Annotated in this window: 6 protein-coding genes; 3 read left to right on the forward strand and 3 right to left on the reverse strand. The window is 74.2% G+C overall.

Going from position 1 to position 19523, the window contains the following annotated elements:
- Positions 1-60 precede the first annotated feature (60 nt).
- From ACQPW6_RS09000 to ACQPW6_RS09010, 3 genes are read left to right on the forward strand one after another with little or no spacing between them, the layout of a single operon-like run.
- On the forward strand, positions 61-8589 hold the full coding sequence (locus ACQPW6_RS09000) for a type I polyketide synthase (RefSeq protein WP_433889030.1): 8529 nt from the start codon (positions 61-63) through the stop codon (positions 8587-8589).
- Positions 8589-15275: a thioester reductase domain-containing protein gene (locus tag ACQPW6_RS09005; RefSeq protein WP_433889031.1), complete on the forward strand. Its 6687-nt coding sequence runs from the start codon at positions 8589-8591 to the stop codon at positions 15273-15275. The genes ACQPW6_RS09000 and ACQPW6_RS09005 overlap by 1 nt, the downstream gene beginning before the upstream one ends.
- Positions 15272-16903, forward strand: a complete 1632-nt coding sequence (locus ACQPW6_RS09010) for an NAD(P)/FAD-dependent oxidoreductase (protein WP_433889032.1) — start codon at positions 15272-15274, stop codon at positions 16901-16903. The genes ACQPW6_RS09005 and ACQPW6_RS09010 overlap by 4 nt, the downstream gene beginning before the upstream one ends.
- A gap of 3 nt (positions 16904-16906) precedes the next feature.
- On the opposite strand, the gene ACQPW6_RS09015 is transcribed toward ACQPW6_RS09010, so the two are convergent.
- From ACQPW6_RS09015 to ACQPW6_RS09025, 3 genes are all read right to left on the reverse strand, one after another.
- Positions 16907-17134 carry a hypothetical protein gene (locus tag ACQPW6_RS09015; RefSeq protein WP_433889033.1) on the reverse strand — a complete coding sequence of 76 codons (228 nt, stop codon included), beginning with the start codon at positions 17132-17134 and terminating at the stop codon, positions 16907-16909.
- 199 nt (positions 17135-17333) lie between these two features.
- Entirely contained in the window at positions 17334-18017 is a 684-nt protein-coding gene (locus tag ACQPW6_RS09020) for a TetR family transcriptional regulator (RefSeq protein ID WP_433889034.1), read from the reverse strand.
- 25 nt (positions 18018-18042) lie between these two features.
- Positions 18043-19374 (reverse strand): cation:proton antiporter, encoded by a 1332-nt coding sequence (locus ACQPW6_RS09025; protein ID WP_433889035.1) that lies wholly within the window; start codon positions 19372-19374, stop codon positions 18043-18045.
- Between the last annotated feature and the right edge of the window lie 149 nt (positions 19375-19523).

Below are 19523 nucleotides of genomic sequence, written 5' to 3' on the forward strand. Positions count from 1 at the left end.
ATCCATTCATGATTCGAGCTGCGAGTTCAGGGAGTCTGGCTGTGAACACAGAGGGTCCTGATGACTGACCCGCGGCCCGCGGCCGTCCCGCTGGCCGTCGTCGGCGTCGGCTGCCGCTTTCCGGGCGGGGTCCGCGATCTCGACGGGCTCGGCGCCCTGCTGTCCTCGGGCGGCGACGCGATCGGCGCCGTCCCGCCGGACCGCTGGTCCGCCGACTTCCACGACCCCACCCTTGACCGGCCCGGCACCACGTCGAGCCATGTCGGCTCCTTCCTGGCCGACATCGACCGGTTCGACGCCGGCTACTTCGGCGTCTCGCCCCGCGAGTCGCGGTCGCTCGACCCGCAGCAGCGACTGCTGCTGGAGGTCGCGGCCGAGGCGATGAGCGACACCGGACGGCCGCGCGCGGACTGGCGGGGCAGCCGTACGGCCGTGTACGTCGGCATGCTCGCCTCCGACTACACGGTGCTGCACGCCAAGACCCTCGGCCCGGCCGGGATCGGGCCGCACTACGCCAGCGGCGTCGAGTTCAGCTTCGCGGCCGGCCGGCTCGCGTACACCTTCGACTTCCACGGCCCGGTCGCCACCCTCAACTCCGCCTGCTCGTCGTCGCTGCTCGCGGTGCACCTGGCCGCCCAGAGCCTGCGCAGCGGCGAGTGCGACACCGCGCTGGCCGGCGGCGTCAACCTGCTCATGGTGCCCGAGTTGAGCGTCTTCATGAGCCGGATCGGCGCGGTCTCGCCGACCGGGCGGTGCCGCCCGTTCGACACCGCGGCCGACGGGGTCGTACGCGGCGAGGGCTGCGGCCTGGTGGTGCTCAAGCGGCTGGCCGACGCGCTCGCCGACGGCGACCGGATCTACGCGACCGTCGACGGATCCGCGGTCAACCACGACGGTTTCAGCATGGGCCTGACGGTGCCCAACGGGGCCGCGCAGATCGACCTGCTGCAACGGGCCCTGGCCAGCGGCTCGTTGGAGCCCGCGGACGTGGACTACGTGGAGGCGCACGGCACCGGCACGCCGCTCGGCGACCAGATCGAACTGTCCGTGCTGGCCGACGTGTTCGGCACCGGTCGGGCCGCCGACCGGCCGCTGCTGGTCGGCTCGCACAAGGCCGTGTTCGGACACACCGACGCCGCCGCCGGGATCGCCGGGCTGCTCAAGGCCGTCTGGATCGTCAACTCCGGGCAGGCGCCGCCGCAGCCGCACCTCGACTCCCCCATCGGCGCGATCGACTGGACGAGGGCGGGGGTCGCCGTGCCCACGGCGGCGACCGCGATCGAGGCCGCGGGGCGGCCGGTGCGGGCCGGGGTCAGCGCGTTCGGGCTCAGCGGCACCAACGCGCACATCATCGTCAGCGGGCCGCCCGCGCCGGCCGCCGCGGAGCCGGACGCCGCTTTCACGGACGGCCCGTACGTGCTGCTGGTCTCCTCGCACCACGAGGCCGGTCTCGCCGAGCAGGCCGTGGGGATGCGGGCCCGGGTGGTCGAGGCTGAAGAGACCTACCGGTTAACGGAGTTGGTGCGGTCGGCCGCGACCAGGCGGACTCACGAGAGCCACCGCTTCGCGGTCGTCGCCGGTGAACGGGACGGGCTGCTCGACGGGTTGGCCGGGTTTTCCGACGGCTCCCCGTCCGCCGGGGCCGGCTCCGCCGGGTCCACGTTCGCGGGCGTCGCCGATCCCGACACCCCGCTCAAGACCGCCTTCGTGTTCTCCGGGCAGGGCAGCCAGTGGCCGGGGATGGCCGCGGACCTGTACGACAGCGAACCCGTGGTCCGCGAGGCGCTGGAGGAGTGCGACGCGCTGATCAGGCGCGAGGCGTCCTGGTCGCTGGTGGACGAGTTGCGGCGACCGCGCGGCAGCAGGCTCGCCGACACCGACATCGCGCAGCCGGCGGTCTTCGCCGTACAGGTCGCGCTGAGCCGCTGGTTCGGCCACGCCGGGCTGACCCCCGACGCCGTGCTCGGGCACAGCGTCGGCGAGGTCGCGGCCGCGCACGTTGCCGGCCGGCTGGCACTGGAGGACGCGGTGACGCTGGTGGTCAGGCGCGGCCGGATCCTGCACGAGACCACCGGGACCGGCCGGATGATCGCGGTCAACGGGCCGGCGGAGACGGTGGCGGCGGTGCTCGCCGACCTCGGTCCCGGTGTGGTGGTCGCGACCGTCAACGGCCCGGAGTCGGTGGTGATCGCCGGCGAGCCCGAGCCGACGCTGCGGGCCGCCCGGGTGCTGGCGGAACGCGGTCTCACCTGCCTGCCGCTGCCCGTCGACTACGCCTTCCACAGCCCCGTCGTGGCGCACTGCGGACCGCGGTTGCGCGCGGCGCTCGGCGATCTCGCTCCGGCCGGTACGGGCCGGATCCGGCTGCTGTCGAGCGTCCGCCCGCAGGAGGATCTGACGGCGCCGGACGCCGACTACTGGGAGCACAACCTGACCGACCCCGTGCTGCTGTGGCCCGCCGTGGACCGGCTGCTCGCCGAGGACGACTACACCCTCGTCGAGATCGGCGCGCACCCGGTGCTGGCCCGTCCGCTCGCGGACGCGGTGCGCGACCGGGGCGGGCACGGCCGGGTGATCAGCACGCTGCGCCGCGCCGAGCCGGGCCCCCTGTCCCTCCGCAAGGCGGCGGCCGGTCTGCACGTGGCGGGCGCGGAGCTCAACTGGTCCGCGGCCGTCGGACGGCCCGGGCGCTACCAGCGGCTGCCCGTGCCGACGTGGGGTGGTGACCGGTACTGGCTGACGGGGGTAGAGCGCGGGGTGCAGTCCGGGGTGGGCGGCGCGGGCGCGCCGGCGAGCGTGGGCACGGCGGCCGACGCTGGCGCGGCGGTTGCGGGGGTGGGCGCAGGCGGGACGGTCGGCGCGGGCGCGGCGGGCAGCGTAGGCGCGGCGGGCACGGCGGGCAGCTTAGGCGCGGCGGTCGGCGCAGGCGCGGCGGTCGGCGCAGGCGCTGGCGCGGCGGTCACGGCGGGCACGGCGGGCACGGCGGGCAGCGCCGGTGCGGCGGTCGGCGCCGGCACGGCGGTCGGCGCAGGCGCTGGCGCGGCGGTCGGCGCGGGCGCGGCGGGCGCGGCGGTCGGCGCCGGTGCGGCGGTCGGCGCAGGCGGGGCGGTCGGCGCGGGCACGGCGGGCACGGCGGGCACGGCGGGCACGGCGGGCAGCGTCGGCACGGCGGTCGGCGCAGGCGGGGCGGTCGGCGGCGGCAGCGCGGGCACGTTGGTCGCGGCGGTCGGCGCGCGGATCAGTCTGCTCGGGGCGGACGGGTCGGTGGTCGGGGAGCTTTTCGCGAGCACGGCGGAGGGGGCGGCGGGCCCGGTGCTCCCGATGCTCGCGGTACAGGGCATGGCGGGGCAGGCGCTCGCGTCTCCAGGAGCGGGCGGGACGGCGGCCCCGACGGACTCGGTCCTCCTGGCCGACTCCGTTGCTGCTCGGGCGACTTGGGCTGCCGGCTCCCACCCGGCCGCCCCGACCGCTGGTCCGGTCCCGGCCACCGCGGCCGACTCCGTTGCTGCTCAGGCCACTTGGACTGCCGGCTCCCACCCGGCCCCCGCGACTGTTGTTCCGGTCCCGGCCACCCCAGCCGACTCGGCTGCCGCTTCGGCTGCTCGGGCTGTCGGCCAAGGACAGGCGGGCGCGGCTCCGGCCGCCGCCGGGAGGGCTGTCACCCAGGGCGGGACGGCTCCGGCCGGCCTGGTCGCCGGCCCGGGCCGGGCTGTGTGGCCGGCGCCGGGCGGCTCGGCCGCCGCCGGGGCGGCTGTCACCCCGGCCGGAACGGTCGCCGGCCCGGGCCGGGCTGCGCCGCCCGCGCCAAGCGGCGCGGGTCCCGCACCTGTCGCACCCGGGCCGGGCCCCGCGGCGGTCCTCACCGTCGTGGACCGGGCCGTACGCCGGGTGCTCGGGCTGGCCGACGGCGCCGTACTGCCGCGCAGGCGCGCCCTGTTCGAGCTCGGCCTCGACTCGCTCACCGCCGTGGAGCTGCGCAAGGCGCTGAGCGCGCAGCTGGGCGTCGAGCTGCCCTCCACCGTCGTCTTCGAGTACCCCACCGTCGAGGCGCTCGCCGGCCACCTCGGCGAGATCGCCCCACCGGCGCCCGTCACCGCAGCCCCGGCCGGTACCGGCCCGGCGGCGGAAGAACCGGGCGCGACAAAGCCCCCCGTCCGCGGTACCACGACTGACGCGGCGGGCGCCGCGGACGGGGATCCAACCGAGGCTGAGGACGACCGGGCGGTGGCCGTGGTGGGCGTGGCCTGCCGGCTGCCCGGGGCCGGCTCGGTCGAGGAGTTCTGGGAGCTGCTGCTCGACGGCGGGCAGCGGACCGGTGAGCTGCCCGCGGAGCGGCGTGCCGACCCGAGTTGGGGCGAGATCGGCCCCAACGTGCCCACCAGGGGCGGCTACTTGGACGACGTCGCCGGATTCGACGCGGCGTTCTTCAGGATCGCGCCGCGCGAGGCGCAGTTCCTCGATCCGCAGCAGCGGCTGTTGCTGGAGGTCGCCTGGGAGTCGCTGGAGGACGCCGGGCTCGCCCAACAGGAGCTCGCCGACCGGCCGGTGGGCGTCTACGTCGGTCTCAACACCGCCGACTACCAGCAGTTGCTCACCCGCGACATGCGGGACGTGGACCTCTACTACGGCACCGGCACGTCGTTCGCCGCGACCGCGGGACGGCTGTCGTACGCGCTGGGGCTGCGCGGCCCCAGCCTGGCCGTCGACACCGCGTGCTCGTCCTCGCTGACGGCGGTCCACCTGGCCTGCCAGGCGCTGCGCGAAGGCGACTGCGAGGTCGCTCTCGTCGGCGGCGCCAATGTGATCGTGGCGCCGACGGTGGCCGTCGCGATGTCGGCGGGCGGCGCGCTCTCCGCCGACGGCCGGTGCAAGACCTTCGACGAGGCGGCGGACGGCTACGGGCGCGGCGAGGGCGCCGCGGTGTTCGTCCTCAAGCCGCTCGCGGCGGCGCGCCGGGACGGCGACCGGGTCTACGCGCTGATCGCGGGCAGCGCCGTCAACCAGGACGGGGCGAGCGGCGGCATGACGGTGCCGAGCGCGTCCGCGCAGACCGCCGTGATCCAGCAGGCGCTGCGGCGGGCGCGGTGGCAGCCCGCCGACGTGGACTACGTGGAGGCGCACGGTACGGGGACGCCGCTCGGCGATCCCATCGAGGTGACGGCGCTGGCCGACGCGCTCGGCGCGGGGCGCGATCCCGAGCAGAAGGTGCTCGTCGGCTCGGTGAAGGCCAACATCGGCCACTTGGAGGCTGCGGCGGGCGCGGCGGGGCTGCTCAAGGTGATCCTCGGCGTGCACCACGGGGAGATTCCCCGGCATCTGGTGACGACGCCGTCCTCGCGGATCGACTGGGCCCGGCTGCCGGTCGCGCTGGCGAGCCGCCGGCAGGACTGGCCGGCGACCGGCCGGCCGCGGCGGGCCGGGGTCAGCGCTTTCGGTTTCAGTGGCAGCAACGCGCACGTCCTGGTCCAGCAGGCCCCCGAGCCCCCGACGCCCCCGGCCCCCGCCCCGCCGGAGTCCGGCGGGCCCTACGTACTCCCGGTGACCGCCGCGACCCCTTCCGCGCTGCGCACGGCTGCGGGCCTTCTCGCAACCCGCCTCCGCACCACCGCGCCCGGCGAACTGGCCGCCGTGGTCCGGACGTCGACCCGCAGGCGCTCCCGGCTCGACCACCGCTTGGCGGTGATAGGTACGGACGCGACCCAACTCGCCGCAAGCTTGGCCGAGTTCGCGGCAGGCGGCACACCGGACGCGACCCGCCAGGGCCACACCCCGGGCGGAGACACGACCACGGTCGGCTTCTGGTACGACGACATCCTGCCGACGACGTACCCCGCAGACCTCCGCGAACCCACGGGCCCGTACGCCCAAGTGCTGGCTGCGTGCGCCGAGACCCTGGGCCAACTGACCGGCGCACCACCGGACCTGTGGTCACCACCGCCGACGCGGGAGCAGCGCCCGGCCCACGTCTTCAGCCACCAGGTGGCAGCAACCCGCCTGTGGTCGACCTTCGGTGTGTCCCCGGACGGGGTGGCGGGCAGGGGCACGGGAGTCATCACCGCCGCCTGGGCGGCCGGCCGCCTGTCGCTGCGGGCGGCGCTGGCGCTACTGACCGGCGCGGAGGTCGGCGACCCGCTGCAACCGGCACGAATCCCGGTGCTGACGCCCGGAGATGAGACGTCGGCCAACGACCTGGCAGCGCTCCTGCGCGCGGCAGCGCTGCCGCGACCCAGCGCGGAACAGCCCGGCGACGGCGACCCGTTGCGGGAGGCCGCGACTCCACCGGTCACCGTCCGAGACAACGCGCACGGCGCCATCCCGGCCGGGCCGGCGAGTGCTGACGTCACACAACCGGATGCCCGACCGAACGGCATCGACCCGGCCGAGCGGCGACGGGCCGGCGCTGAACAGCCGCGCGCCGGCGACCCGTTACCGACCACTCGTACGCTGCCCACCGCCGGCCACGCGGCAGCCGCCAGCTCGGCCGCGCCACAGCGCGCAATCACCGCACGGGCAGACGCTGCGCCGAACGCCGACAACCCGGCCGCGCCGCCCCGCGCCGACGCGGAACAGCCCGGCGGCGGCGGCCCGTTGCCCTCTGCCCATGCGCTGCTCACGGGCTGGGCGCCGGCCGCATCCCTCGCCGCCGGCGCCCAGCCCGCCCCCAACGACCCTCTGCTCAGCGCCTTCGATGCGCGGATCGATGTCCTCGCGCCGCTTCTCGATGCGCGCGACACGCCCGTTGTTGCTGTCGCCCTCGCTGCCGCTCAGCTGTTCGTCAGCGGGCATCAACCCGTCTGGGATGCCGCCGTGCCGGCCGGGGCGCCGGTCAGGTTGCCTTCCTATCCCTGGGAGCGGCGGCGGTTCTGGTATCGGGAGCTTCCTGCTGTCCGCGAGGCGGATTCCGCTGCCGATCTGCTCTTCGACATCGCCTGGGAGCAGGTCGAGGAACCGCAGGTCAGCGAGGACGAAGTCGGGACCTGGGCCGTTGTCGGGGGTGGTGAGGCCGATGAACTGGCCGACGCGCTCGGGCGGCAGGGACATCAGGTCGTTCGGCTTGCGGCTGGTGGGGACTGGCGGGGGCGGCTGGGGGAACTGGGGGCCGCGCATCCGGGCTGCCAGGGGGTGGCCGTTGTCGCCGATGGCGGCGTGCTGGACGCGCTCGCTGTCGGGCGGGCGGTGGCCGGGCTGGCCCGGCCGGTGGGGCGGTTGTGGTTCGTCACCCGGAACGTGCCGGGGGCCGCGGCCGACGAGGCTGCCGTCTGGGAGCTCGGCCGGGTGCTCGCGCTGGAGATGCCCGGGCGTTGGGGCGGGCTGGTGGACTACCGCCCGGGCGCCGCGGACGCGGCGGTGCGCGCGCTCGGGGCGCAGCGGTCCGGGCGCGGGGACGATCAGCTGCGGGTGGGGCCTGGCGGTCCGCGGGCCGCGCGGCTGGTCAGGGCCGCCGCCACCGAGAGGTGGCGCGAGACCGTCGAGGCGGACCGCTGCCACCTGGTGATCGGCGGCGAGGCCGCCGCACCCGCGGTCGAGGCGCTGGCCGCACAGGGCGCCCGCCGCATCGTGTGGGCCGGCGGCGGCAAGGTCCCCGACCTGCCCGCCGACGTGTCGGTGGAACTCTGCACGGTGCCCGAACTGGCCGCCGCCCTCGGCGAGTTCGACCGGCTCGGCGACGTGATCGCCGTCGCGACACCCGCGGCCACCACCGCGCTGGCCGACGTCACCCCCGGCACCGTCACCGGGCATCTCGCGCAGGCCCGCGAACTGGCCGCCGCCTGCGAGCTCGCGGCCGGCCGCGGACCGCAGCGGATCACGGTGGTGATCAGCGCGGGCCCGAGCTGGGGCTCGGTGAGCACCGCCGCCGGCGCGGCGGCGGCCGGCTACCTGGCCGGCTGGGCGGACAGCGGCCGCACCAAAGTCCCGGTCGGCGTGCTCGGCCTGATGCCGCGAGCGGACAGCGGCGAGCTGTCGGCCGAGCATCTGGCGCTGTTCGAGCAGAGCGGCCTCCGGCTGCTGTCGCGGGACGAGGTCGGGGCCGTACTCGGCAAGGTGCTGCTGGCCGCGCCCGGCCGGCACAGCGTGGCGGCCGTCGACCTGGACCGCTACGTGCGGCTCTGCCAGGAACTCGCCCCGCGAACGTTCCTCAGCGCCTTCGCCGCCGCACCGAAAGCACCGCGGCAGGACTGGGTGACGGGGCTGCCGCCCGCCGCCCGGCTCGACCGGCTGGTCGGGCACACCACCGAGACGGTGGCCTCGGTGCTCGGCCTGCGGACCGGCGAACTCGACCCGGAGGCCGGCTTCTTCGACATCGGCATGGACTCGGTGATGGCGCTCGGCGTCCGCAGCCGGCTGGAGGAGGACCTCGGCGTCGAACTGCCGAGCACCCTCACCTTCGAGTATCCGACAGCCGTCCAACTGGCCTCTTACCTCGCCGAGTTGCTGGACAACAGCACCACGTCCGACGGCCCGGAAGACGCCCCCGACGACCCGAGCGCGCCACCCGCACCAGCCACCGACGACGACCTGCTGCTCGCGCTCGAACGCCAGATGGCAGCGGCGGAAGACCAGCTCGACACCCGGACGAGAGAGACGTGATGGACGCCCTTGAGTTGTACCGGAGCAAGCTGATCGACGCGACGGCCACCATCGAGCGGCTGCGCAACCGCCTGGGCGACGCCCGGCAGCACGCCACCGACCCCATCGCCGTCGTCGGAATGGGCCTGCGGATGCCGGGCGGGGCCGAGACGCCCGAGGCGTTCTGGACGGTGCTGCGCGACGGCGTGGACACCACGCGGGAGTTCCCGCAGGCCCGCGCCGACGCGAACGCGCTCTACGACCCCGACCCCGACCACCCCGGCACCGCCTACGTGGTCCGCGGCGGCTTCCTCGACGCGGTCGACGGCTTCGACCCCGCCGTCTTCGGGATCTCGCCGCGCGAGGCCGTCGGCATGGACCCGCAGCAGCGGATCATGCTGGAGCTGACCTGGGAGGCGCTGGAGCGCGCCGGGTACGCGCCGACCGGCCTGACCGGCAGCCGCACCGGGGTCTACTTCGGGGTCAGCACGACCGACTACGTGCGGATGCGGCAGCAGGTCGGCGACATCGCCGACGTCGACGCCTACCAGCTCACCGGCGAGCCCAGCTTCATCGCGGGCCGGGTCTCGTACTCCTTCGGGCTGCGCGGGCCGAGTTCGGTGATCGACACCACCTGCTCGTCGTCGCTGGTGGCCGTGCACGAGGCGAGCCACGCGCTGCGCGGCAGGGAGTGCGACATGGCGGTGGCCGGCGGCGTCAACCTGATGCTGTCGCCGTACGGCTTCGTGCTGATGAGCAAGTTCCGCGCGCTGGCCGCCGACGGCCGGTGCAAGACGTTCGACGCCGCCGCCGACGGGTACGCCCGCGGCGAGGGCGCCGGGGTGCTGATCCTGAAGCGGCTGTCGGACGCGGTCGCCGACGGCGACACGGTGCTCGCGGTCGTCCGCGGCTCCGCGGTGAACCACGACGGCCGCAGCAGCGGCCTGACGGTGCCCAACCCGCAGGCGCAGCAGGACGTGATCCAGCGCGCGCTCGACCAGGGCGGTGTGCCGCCGGACCAGGTGGACTACGTCGAGGCGCACGGCACCGGCACCTCGCTCGGCGACCCGATCGAACTGCGGGCGCTGGACGCGGTGTTGCGCAAGGGACGTGACACGCCGCTGCTGGTCGGCTCGGTCAAGACCAACATCGGGCACCTGGAGCCGGCCGCCGGCATCGCGGGGCTGATCAAGGTGATCCTGTCGCTCCAGCACGCCGAGATCCCGCCGCACCTGCACCTGGTGACGCCCAACCCGAAGATCCCGTGGAGCCGGCTGGCCCTTGAGGTGCCGACCTCGCTGCGCCGCTGGCCCGGCACCCGCAGCCCGCGGACGGCCGGGGTGAGCAGCTTCGGGGCCAGCGGCACCAACGCCCACATCGTCCTCAGCTCCCCCAGCGAGGCGGTCGGCCAGCCCAAGGCCGTCGAACCCGCGGAAGCCGCCTCTTCCGACGACGGCCGCAGCGAGCTGCTCCTGCTCTCGGCCCGTACGCCCACCGCCCTGCGCACCCTGGCCGGCCGCTACGCCGAGTACGTCGCCGGGTCCCGGCACCGGCTCGCCGACCTGTGCTTCACCAGCCAGGTCGGCCGGGCCAGGCTCGCGCACGGCGCCGCGGTGGCCGGCAGCCGCGCCGAGATCGCCGACCGGCTCGCGCAGTACGCCCGCGGCGCCGGCCAGGGCCAGGTGATCGAGGCCGAACAGGCCCCGTACCAGGCGCGAAAGCTCGCGTTCCTGTTCACCGGGCAGGGCGCGCAGTACCGGGGCATGGCCGCGGGGCTGCGCGAGGACCCGGTGTTCGCCGCCGCGTTCGCCGAGTGCGACGAGTTGATCTCGCCGCTGCTGCCCCGGCCGCTGGCCGAGGTGCTGTGGGGCGACGAGCCGGCCGCCGGTGCCAGCCTCGATGACACCCGCTACACCCAACCCGCGCTGTTCGCCGTCGAATACGCGCTGGGCCGGACGCTGCTGGCCGCCGGGGTGCGGCCGGCCGCGCTGCTCGGGCACAGCGTCGGCGAGATCACCGCGGCCTGCCTGGCCGGCGCGATCGAACTCCCGGACGCGGCACGGCTGGTGGCCCACCGCGGCCGGCTGATGTCCGCGCTGCCGGCCGGCGGCGCGATGACGGCGGTCGGCTGCGACGAGGAGATCGCGCGGGAGGCGATCGACGCGGCGGCCGGCGGCCGGGTGTCGGTCGCGGCCGTCAACGGCCCCGAGGACGTGGTGCTTTCGGGGGCCGCGGACCAGGTGGAGAAGGTGGTGGCGCGGCTGGCGGCGGCCGGACACCGGGGCCGGCCGCTGAACGTCTCGCACGCGTTCCACTCCGCGCTGCTCGACCCGATGATCGAGGAGTTCAGGCAACTGCTGGCGACGATCACCTTCAAGCAGCCGGAGATCCCGCTCGTGTCCAACCTGACCGGCGGCTACTGGACGCCCGAGGAGCTGAGCCCCGACTACTGGGTGCGGCACGCCTCCGGCACGGTCAGGTACCTGGACGGGCTGCGGACGCTGTACGACGACGGCATCCGCACCTTCGTCGAGGTCGGCCCGCAGCCGGTGCTGACCGGCATGGGCCGCAAGGCACTTGACGATCCCGGGTGCGGCTGGACCGTCCCGCTGCGCAAGGGCCAGGACGACCGCACCTCGTTCCTTGAGGCGCTGGGCGCGCTGCACCTGCGCGGCTGCCCGGTGGACTGGGCGGCCCCGCACGACGGCCGGCGCCCGCGCCGGGTGCCGGGGCCCACCTACCCGTGGGAGCGCGAACGCTTCTGGTTCCGCACGGCGCTGCCCGGCGCGAACGGCGGTTCCGGCAGCGCCGATCGCCCGCTGCCCGGCGTCGGCAGCCGGGTGCGCTCCCCGATGCCGGTGTTCGAGGAACTGCTCCCCGAGGGCACGCCCGCCCCCACCGCGGCGGACGTGCTGGGCGGGCTCGTCGAGCGCGCGGTTCGGGCAGCGGCGGCGGGCCACGGCGGCCGATGGCGCGCGCTGTCCGAGGTACGGGCCGAGCCTTCGCTGCTGCACGAGGCAGCCGGTCCGTGGCTGATCCAGTCCTCGGTCCGCCCCGGAACGGCCACGGAGATGGTGGTCGACGTCTCCGGAATCAGCCCGGAGGCCTCGCGGGCAGAGGCGGGCTGGCTGCCCCACGGCACCGCGACCGTGCACAGGACGCCTTCGGCGATCGGCGGGGATGCCGGGCCGCAGTGGCCGGACGGACCGGCGGCGCGGTCTACCGCCGGCCTCCAGCCGGCTGACGCCAACTCCCGCCAGCAGTCCGTCAGTCCGCAACCAGACCAACCCGGAGCGCAGCTCCTGCCCACCGTCGACGTGCCCGACACGAGCGGCGACGAGGCCGCCGCCTGGGGTGCGTTGGTGCGGGCTGCCGTGCAGGCGGTCGGCTCGGTCTTCGCAGCGGGCGGTGGGGCCGCCGGGTGGGTGCGGTCGCTGGCCGGGGCGTCGTGCCGGGCGCCCGCGCTCGTCACGCGGGTGCGGGTGAGCCGCGCCGGGGAGGACGGGACCGCCGACGTCACCCTGCACGCGGCGGACGGCGAACTGCTCGGCGGCATAGAGGCGTTGGCCTGGGAGCCGGTGCCCGCACCTCCCGCCGCCCGGTGGTATCCCGAAGGCGAGGTGCTGAAGACCCTGGAGTGGACGCCGGCCCCGCCGCGTCCCACCGGGGCCGTCGGTGCCCAGCGCGTGCTGCTGGTCGGCGGCGATCCGCTGACCGGGCGGATCCAGCGGGTACTTGACGGCCGCGGGGTGCCGACCAGCCGGTTCGAGCCGGGAGTTGACGAGGCCGGCACGCTCGACGCCCTGCTCGCTGACGGCCCGACCCGGGTCGTGGTCAGCGGGCTCGCGCTCAGCGTCCCGGAGATCTCCGCCGATCTGCTCGCCGGCCAACTCTTCGCGACCGAGCAGCTGATCGTGGACCTGGTCAAGCGGATGGCGAAGAGCGCGCGGACCCCGGGCGCCGCCAAGCTCGTCCTCCTCACCAGCGGAGCCGTGCGCACCGGGCCCGACCAGCGCACGCACCACCCGCTGCCGAGCACCCTGTGGGGCCTCGGCCGGGTGGTCGCCCTCGAACACCCCGACCTGTGGGGCGCTCTCCTCGACCTCGACCCTGACCCGGCCACCGGCACAGCCACCGACACCGACACCGAGGCAGCCCCCGACACCACCGCGGCCATCGCCGCCGACGCCCTACTCGACCTGACACCCGACGAGGACCAGTACGCCTTCCGCGGCACCGACCGGCTGGTCGCCCGGCTGCGCCCCACCCCGCCGGAGTCGCTGCCGGCCCCCGCCTCCGCCCGCCCGCACCGCCCCGGCACCGTCCTGGTCACCGGCGGGCTCGGCGGCATCGGGCTCGCCGTCGCCGAGTGGCTGGCGCGGACCGGCACCGAGCGGCTGGTGCTGGCCGCCAGGACCCCGCTGCCGCCCGAGTCCAGCTGGCAGGACCCGGCGCTGCCGGCCGGCACCCGGGCCAGGATCGAGGCCGTCGAGCGGCTCCGCGAGCTGGGCGCCGAGGTCGAGCCGGCCGTGCTCGACGTGACCGACGCCGATGCCGTCGCCGAGCTGATCGGACGGCTGGCGGGCGGCCCGCTCCCGTTGCGCGGTGTCATCCACGCGGCCGGCGTCTCCGGGCCGCAGGACCTCGCCGACGTGGAGGCCGCCGCCTACCGCAAGGTGTGGGCGCCGAAGACGGTCGGGAGCTGGCTGCTGCACGAGCACACCCGCGATCTCGACCTGGACCTGTTCGTCGGCTTCTCCTCGATCGCGGCGACCTGGGGCTCCCAGCACCTGGCCTCCTACGCGGCCGGCAACAGCTTCCTGGACGCGCTGGCCGTCCACCGGCGCGGCCTGGGCCTGCCGGCCCTGTCCGTGGCCTGGGGCCCGTGGGGCCAGCACTCGCACCTGTTCGAGAACGACGTCATGGAGTTCCTTGAGTCGGTCGGCCTGCGCCAGCTCGCCCCGGCGCAGTGCCTGTCGCTGCTGGCCCGGATGCTGCGGGCCGAGCCGGCCCAGCAGGTGGTCTGCGCGGCCGACTGGGACCGCTACAAGTCGATCATGGAGAGCCGGTCGGAGCGGCCGGTCTTCGCCGAGCTGAAGGCGTCGGAGGACACCGCCGGCGGCGGCAACCGCGACCTGCTCGACCGGCTCGCCTCGCACGACGCGCGGACGGCGGACGGCCTGGCCGCCCGGCACGCGCTGCTCGCGGACTTCCTGCGTGCGGCGGTCGCCGACGTCCTGGCCACCGGCACCGACGCGGTCACCGCCGGCACCGACCTGTTCGCACTCGGCCTGGACTCCCTCATGGTGATGGAGATCATGACGCGCTGCCGCCGCGACCTGGGCATCGCGCTGCGCCCCAAGGACCTCTTCGCCCGGTCCGCGCTCGCGGACTGGACGCGGCATCTGGAGGCGGTGCTGCGCGGCGCCGCCACCGAGACCGTCGGCGGCCGGCCGGAGGAGGCGCATGACGAGCCGGCCGATGATCCGGAGGCGGACCCGTACGACCTGCCCGCCGCCATCGCCCCGCGGGCCCGACTCGCCGACGACATCAGGCCGTTGAGCCGGTTCGAGGTGACCGGTCCGCCGCAGCGGGTGCTGCTGACCGGCGCCACCGGCTTCGTCGGCGCGTACCTGCTCGACGAGCTGCTCGGCAGCACCGACGCCGAGATCGAGTGCCTGGTGCGCTGCGTGGACGCCGAGGACGGCATGCGGCGGATCCGGCAGACCGTGGAGAGCTACCTGCCCTGGCGGCAGGAGGCGGAGCGCCGGGTGAAGGTGCTGCCCGGCGACCTGGCCGCGCCCGAACTCGGCCTGGGCGCGGCCGGGTTCGCCGCCCTCGCGGACCGGGTGGACGCGATCCACCACTCCGGCGCGTGGGTCGACTTCGTGCACACCTTCGACCAGCTGGCCGGTGCCAACATCGGCGGCACCGAGCAACTGCTGCGGCTGACCGGCACCGGGCGGCCCAAGCACCTCAACCACGTCTCCACGTACGGCATCTGGGGCCTTCCGCTGCCCGGCCGCAGCCGGATCAGGGAGGACGAGGACATCGACACCGCGGGCCGGCTGGTCACCGGCTACGTGCAGACCAAGTGGGGCGCCGAGCACCTGGTCAGGCAGGCCATCGAACGGGGCATGCCGGTACGGAACTTCCGGCTCGGCCGGGTGCTCGGCGACTCCCGCTCCGGCGCGTGCCTGACCACCCACTTCACCTGCCGGGTGATCAAGGGCTGCATCCAACTGGGCCTGGCGCCCGACCTGGACGACCTGGAGGTCGAGATGACCCCGGTGGACTACGTGGCGAAGGCCATGACCCGGCTGTCGGCCGGTGACACGCCCAGCGGCGTCTACCACCTGATCAACCCCCACCGGATGCCGTTCCTCGACCTGGTGCGGTACATCGGCGAACGCGGCTGGCCGGTCAAGGTGATCGACCGGCAGGAGTGGTGGGCCGCGCTGCGGCGCTCGTACGACGCCGGGACCAACGCGCTGCACCCGGTGATGGACATCGTGCGGGAGTTCGTGGTCGGCGGCGAGGACGCGATCGACTACGACGTCACCGGCACCGCCAAGGAGCTCGACGGCACCGGGATCGACTGCCCGCCGCTGGACGACCGGCTGCTGGAGACCTACTTCGACTACTTCACCAAGAGCGGCTACCTCGCGCCGGCGACGGCGCCGCGGCCACGGAGGGCCACCACATGAAGCGCTATGACGTCGTGATCCTGGGCAGCCACCTGTCCACCGGCCTGCTCGCCGCGATCCTGGGACGGCACGGCGTCCGGGTCGCGGTGGTGCCGACGGCCGCCGACCGCGAGCTGCCCTCGGGCGAGACCACCGTCCCGTACACCGCCGAGCTGTTCTACCTGCTCGGCAGCAGGTTCGGCATTCCGGAGATCTCCGCGATGGGGATGTTCCGCGACCTGCCGGCCGAGATCCGCGCCACCAGCGGCGTCAAGCGCAACCTCGGCTTCCTCTACCACCGGCCGGGCAAGGACCACGACCCGGCGGAGGCACTGCAGTTCAGGGTGCCGGGCGAGCACGTCGAGTGGCATCTGCACCGACCCGACGTGGACGACTACGCCGTCCGGCTCGCGGTGCGGCACGGCGCCACGCTCTTCGACTCACAGGCCGCCCCGCACGGGGTCGACCCGGCCCTGCACGGCGTCACGGTGACGCTGGCCGACGGCCGGCTGGTGGAGGCCGAGTACCTGGTGGACGGCAGCGGCGCCGGCGGACTGCTGCCGCCCGCGCTGCCGGTGCCGCGGCCGGCCGGCGCCGCGCACCGGGCGCGGCTGCTGCACGCGCACTTCAAGGGGGTGCGGCCGTTCGAGGCGGTGGTGCCGCCGGCCGACCACGGGCGGCCCGACCCGTGGTCGGAGGGCACCCTCCAGCACGCCTTCCCCGGCGGCTGGATCCAGGTGGTGCCGTTCGGCAACCACCCGGAGGGCGGCGCCGACCTGTGCGGCGTGACGGTGAGCCTGGACCCCGACCACTTCCCGCCGGGGCGGCTGGCGCCCGACGAGGAGTTCTTCCGGATCGCCGGCCGCTTCCCGGCGCTGGCCGCGCAGTTCGCGGACGCCGCCCCGGTGGGTCCGTGGCGGCAGCACGAGGCGTGGCCGGCGGCGGTGGACCGCTGCGCGGGGCCGCGCTGGTTCCTCTTCGACCGGTCCGCGGGCCGGCAGGACCTGCTGCTGTCCCGGGACGTCACGCTGAGCCTGGAGCTCGTGCACGCCACGGCCGCCGGGCTGCTGGAGATGGCCCGGGAGCGGGACTGGGCCGGCGACGTGATGGACCGGGCCGCGGAGTACCAGCTGCGGCTGTTCGCGTTCCACGACCGGCTGATCGCGGCCGGCCGGGCCGCGGCGGAGAGCTTCCCGACCTGGAACGCCTATCTGCGGGTGTGGCTGCTGTGGACGATCCTGTCGGCGATGTCGCTGAAGCGGGCCCGGCTGGACGGCGAGGGCCGCACCGGAGGCGAACGCTGGTCGCCGGTCGAGGAGTTCGAGGGCGCCGAGTTCTGGTACCAGGTGCCGGCCGGGCTGCCCGAGCTGCTGTCGGAGTCGCTCGACGACCTGCTGGCGATTCCGGCCGGCCTCGATCCCGGCACCGCCGCGGAACGGATCTACCAGCGGCTGCGCAGTGCCCCGTTCATACCGCCGCTTTTCAAATTCGCCGACCCGAACGCCCGTTATTACCGTTTCACCATCGGGCGCCGGCTCCGGATGCTGTGGTGGGTGAAGACCACGGCGCCCGACGACTTCCGGCGGCTGCTCACCATTGACAACGTGACAGCGATTCCCGAATCGCATGCCGTGCGCGAGAGTGCGTGACCCTCATAAGTCCACGTCCCGCAGGTCGAGGGGTTCGCTGAAGACCACGGTGACCCGCCAGGCAATGTCGCTTCCCTCATCCTGGCCGGAGAACTCGTTATGCAGGCCCAGGAAATGCGGCGGACGGCCCGGCATCAGCTCGAGTTGCTCGATGTACCGGGCCGCCTCGGCCAGGGGCTGGGACAACGCGGCGCCATAGAAGTGCACTGATCGGTAGATGGTTCTGTCCATACGGCCGGATCCCGACGGACGCGGGACTTCCGGCCGGATGTGGCGTGTGAAGGTCGGTGCGAGGTTCCCTGCCACTTGCTCGTACCGCGTCAATCTAGACACCCCGAATCAGCTGGCAACCACGTTGATCATTTAACGCATGCTGGTCCGAATGCTTGGAAACTTACGACAGTGGGGCCATGAACGGCAAGCCCTGTCTTCAGGCCAGCGGAGGCAGGTCCGGCATTGTGATTGCCGGATGTGGATACGTGTCACCATCAAGAAATTTCTGGAAGTACAGACCCAGCGTCTTCGCCAACACTTCCGTGTTGGCGGAGGCCAGCGGCTCGGCCCTGACCACATACCGCATCAATGCGACACCGACCAGTTGGGAGCTCAGCAGCGTGGTGCACAGCGGCCCGTCGCCGGCCCCCGACTCGGCGACGACCGGCGCGACCAGCTGTACCGCGACGATGTCGCCGAGCAGCCGCGCGGCCTCGTCGTAGGAGAGCGCGGAACTGAAGATCGCCCGCAGTGACTCGGCGGCCTCGGAATCGTCCTCCCAGAGCCGCAGGAACTCCCGCACCAGCAGCTCTCCGGCGAGTTCCGGCGGTCCGTCGATCGTCTGGACGTCCCGGAAGACATCCTGGACGGTTGCAATAAACACCTTGTTCTTGGAGGCGAAGAAATGGTGGATCAAAGCCGCGTCCACGCCCGCCTCGAAGGCGATGGTCCGCATCGTGGTGCCGTTGTAACCGTTCTCGGCGAACAGTTTCCTGGCCGCCCGGATGATGTCGCCGCGGGTCTCGGTCGGGCCGGCCCGCCGGCCGGTGCGACCGGACCTGCGGCCCGGGCCGCGCGGCTCGTCGGCCGGGCGGCCCGTGCCCTCGTGCGTCACATCCATGCTCGCGGTCCCTCCTGTGCCTTCATCACGATCGCAGGATACTTACTCCTTGATGAGTTGTCCGGTCCCCCGCGGCGGCGCCAGGCAGCAGCGGCGAGCCGGCCTCGTCCTCGGACTGCAGCCGCCGGTCGTACAGGCCGCGGAAGATCGGGCTGGCGATCACCGTGGTCACCACCGCCATCACGATCATCGCCGAGGCGAGCCGGGAGTCCAGCACGCCGAGCGAGAGCCCCACTTGGAGCACCACCAGCTCGGTCAGCCCCCGGCTGTTCATGAGCACGCCGGTGGCGGCGGATCTGCGCGCGTCCATGCCGCAGGCCCTGGCCGCCAGCGCGGCACCGGCGAACTTGCCGGCGCAGGCCACCAGCAGGACGAAGAGCACCTCCAGGTAGCCGCGCCCGCCGAGCGCGGAGATGTCGGTCGACAACCCGGTGGTGATGAAGAAGACCGGCACCAGCAGCTGGCTGGTCTGCTCGATCAGGATCGGCGTCTCCGCGGCCACCTCGTCCACCGCGTCCCGCGGGGTGATCGCGCCGAACAGGAAGGCACCGAAGATCGGATGGAAGCCCAGCCGCGCGGTCACCCACGACGACAGCAGCAGCCCGACCACCAGGATCAGCAGCGGCGCGCTCCCGTCGTGCCTGCGCACCGCGGGCAGCCGCAGCACCCACCGCAGCAGCGGGCGCACCCCGATCGTCAGGGCGGCGCCGAACAGCACCATCCCGCCCAGCTTGCCGGCCATCCGGGTCCAGCCGCCGTCGCCGACCAGTGCCACCACGACGGCCAGCAGCGCCCAGGCGATGACGTCGGCGAGGGCGGCGCAGGCCATCACGAAGGCGCCGAGCCCGGACCCGTGCAGCTTCAGCCCGGTCAGGATCCTGGCCAGTACCGGGAAGGCCGTGATGGACATGGCCACCCCGAGGAAGAGCGCGAAGGGCAGCACGCCCACCGAGTGCTTGAGGTCGCCCTTGTGCCAGGGGTAGACCAGCACGCCCAGGCCGGCGCCGAGCACCAGCGGCAGCAGGATCGAGCCCGCCGACACCGACACCGCCGGTCTGGCGATCTGCCGGAAGTTGCGCAGGTCGAGCTCGAAGCCCACACCGAACATGAAGAGCACCAGGCCGACGTTGGCCAGCACGGACAGGAACGGCCGGGCGTCGAGCGGGAAGAGCACCTCGGTCGGGTTGCCGGGGAACAGGCCGAGCAGGGTCGGGCCCAGCAGGATGCCGGCGATGATCTCACCGATCACGGCCGGCTGCCGCCAGCGGACCGCGACCCCCGCGAGGAGGCCGCCCACGGCGGTCATCGTCGCGAACCCGAGGATGACCGATGCAGTAATCGCGTCAGCGTTCGCCATCGAGAGCCACCTCGGATTAGTCATCAAGTAATGAAGTCATCTTTTGATGATACGAGGCCCGGGCGTACCCTGGCAACCAGGGCCCATTCAGTTGACAAAAGCAAGACGACCGGTCACATTCAGTTCTGCGACGAGTGCGAGGAGATCGA

The sequence above is a fragment of the Streptomyces sp. CA-111067 genome, from assembly GCF_050956065.1.
Taxonomy (GTDB): Bacteria; Actinomycetota; Actinomycetes; order Streptomycetales; family Streptomycetaceae; genus Actinacidiphila.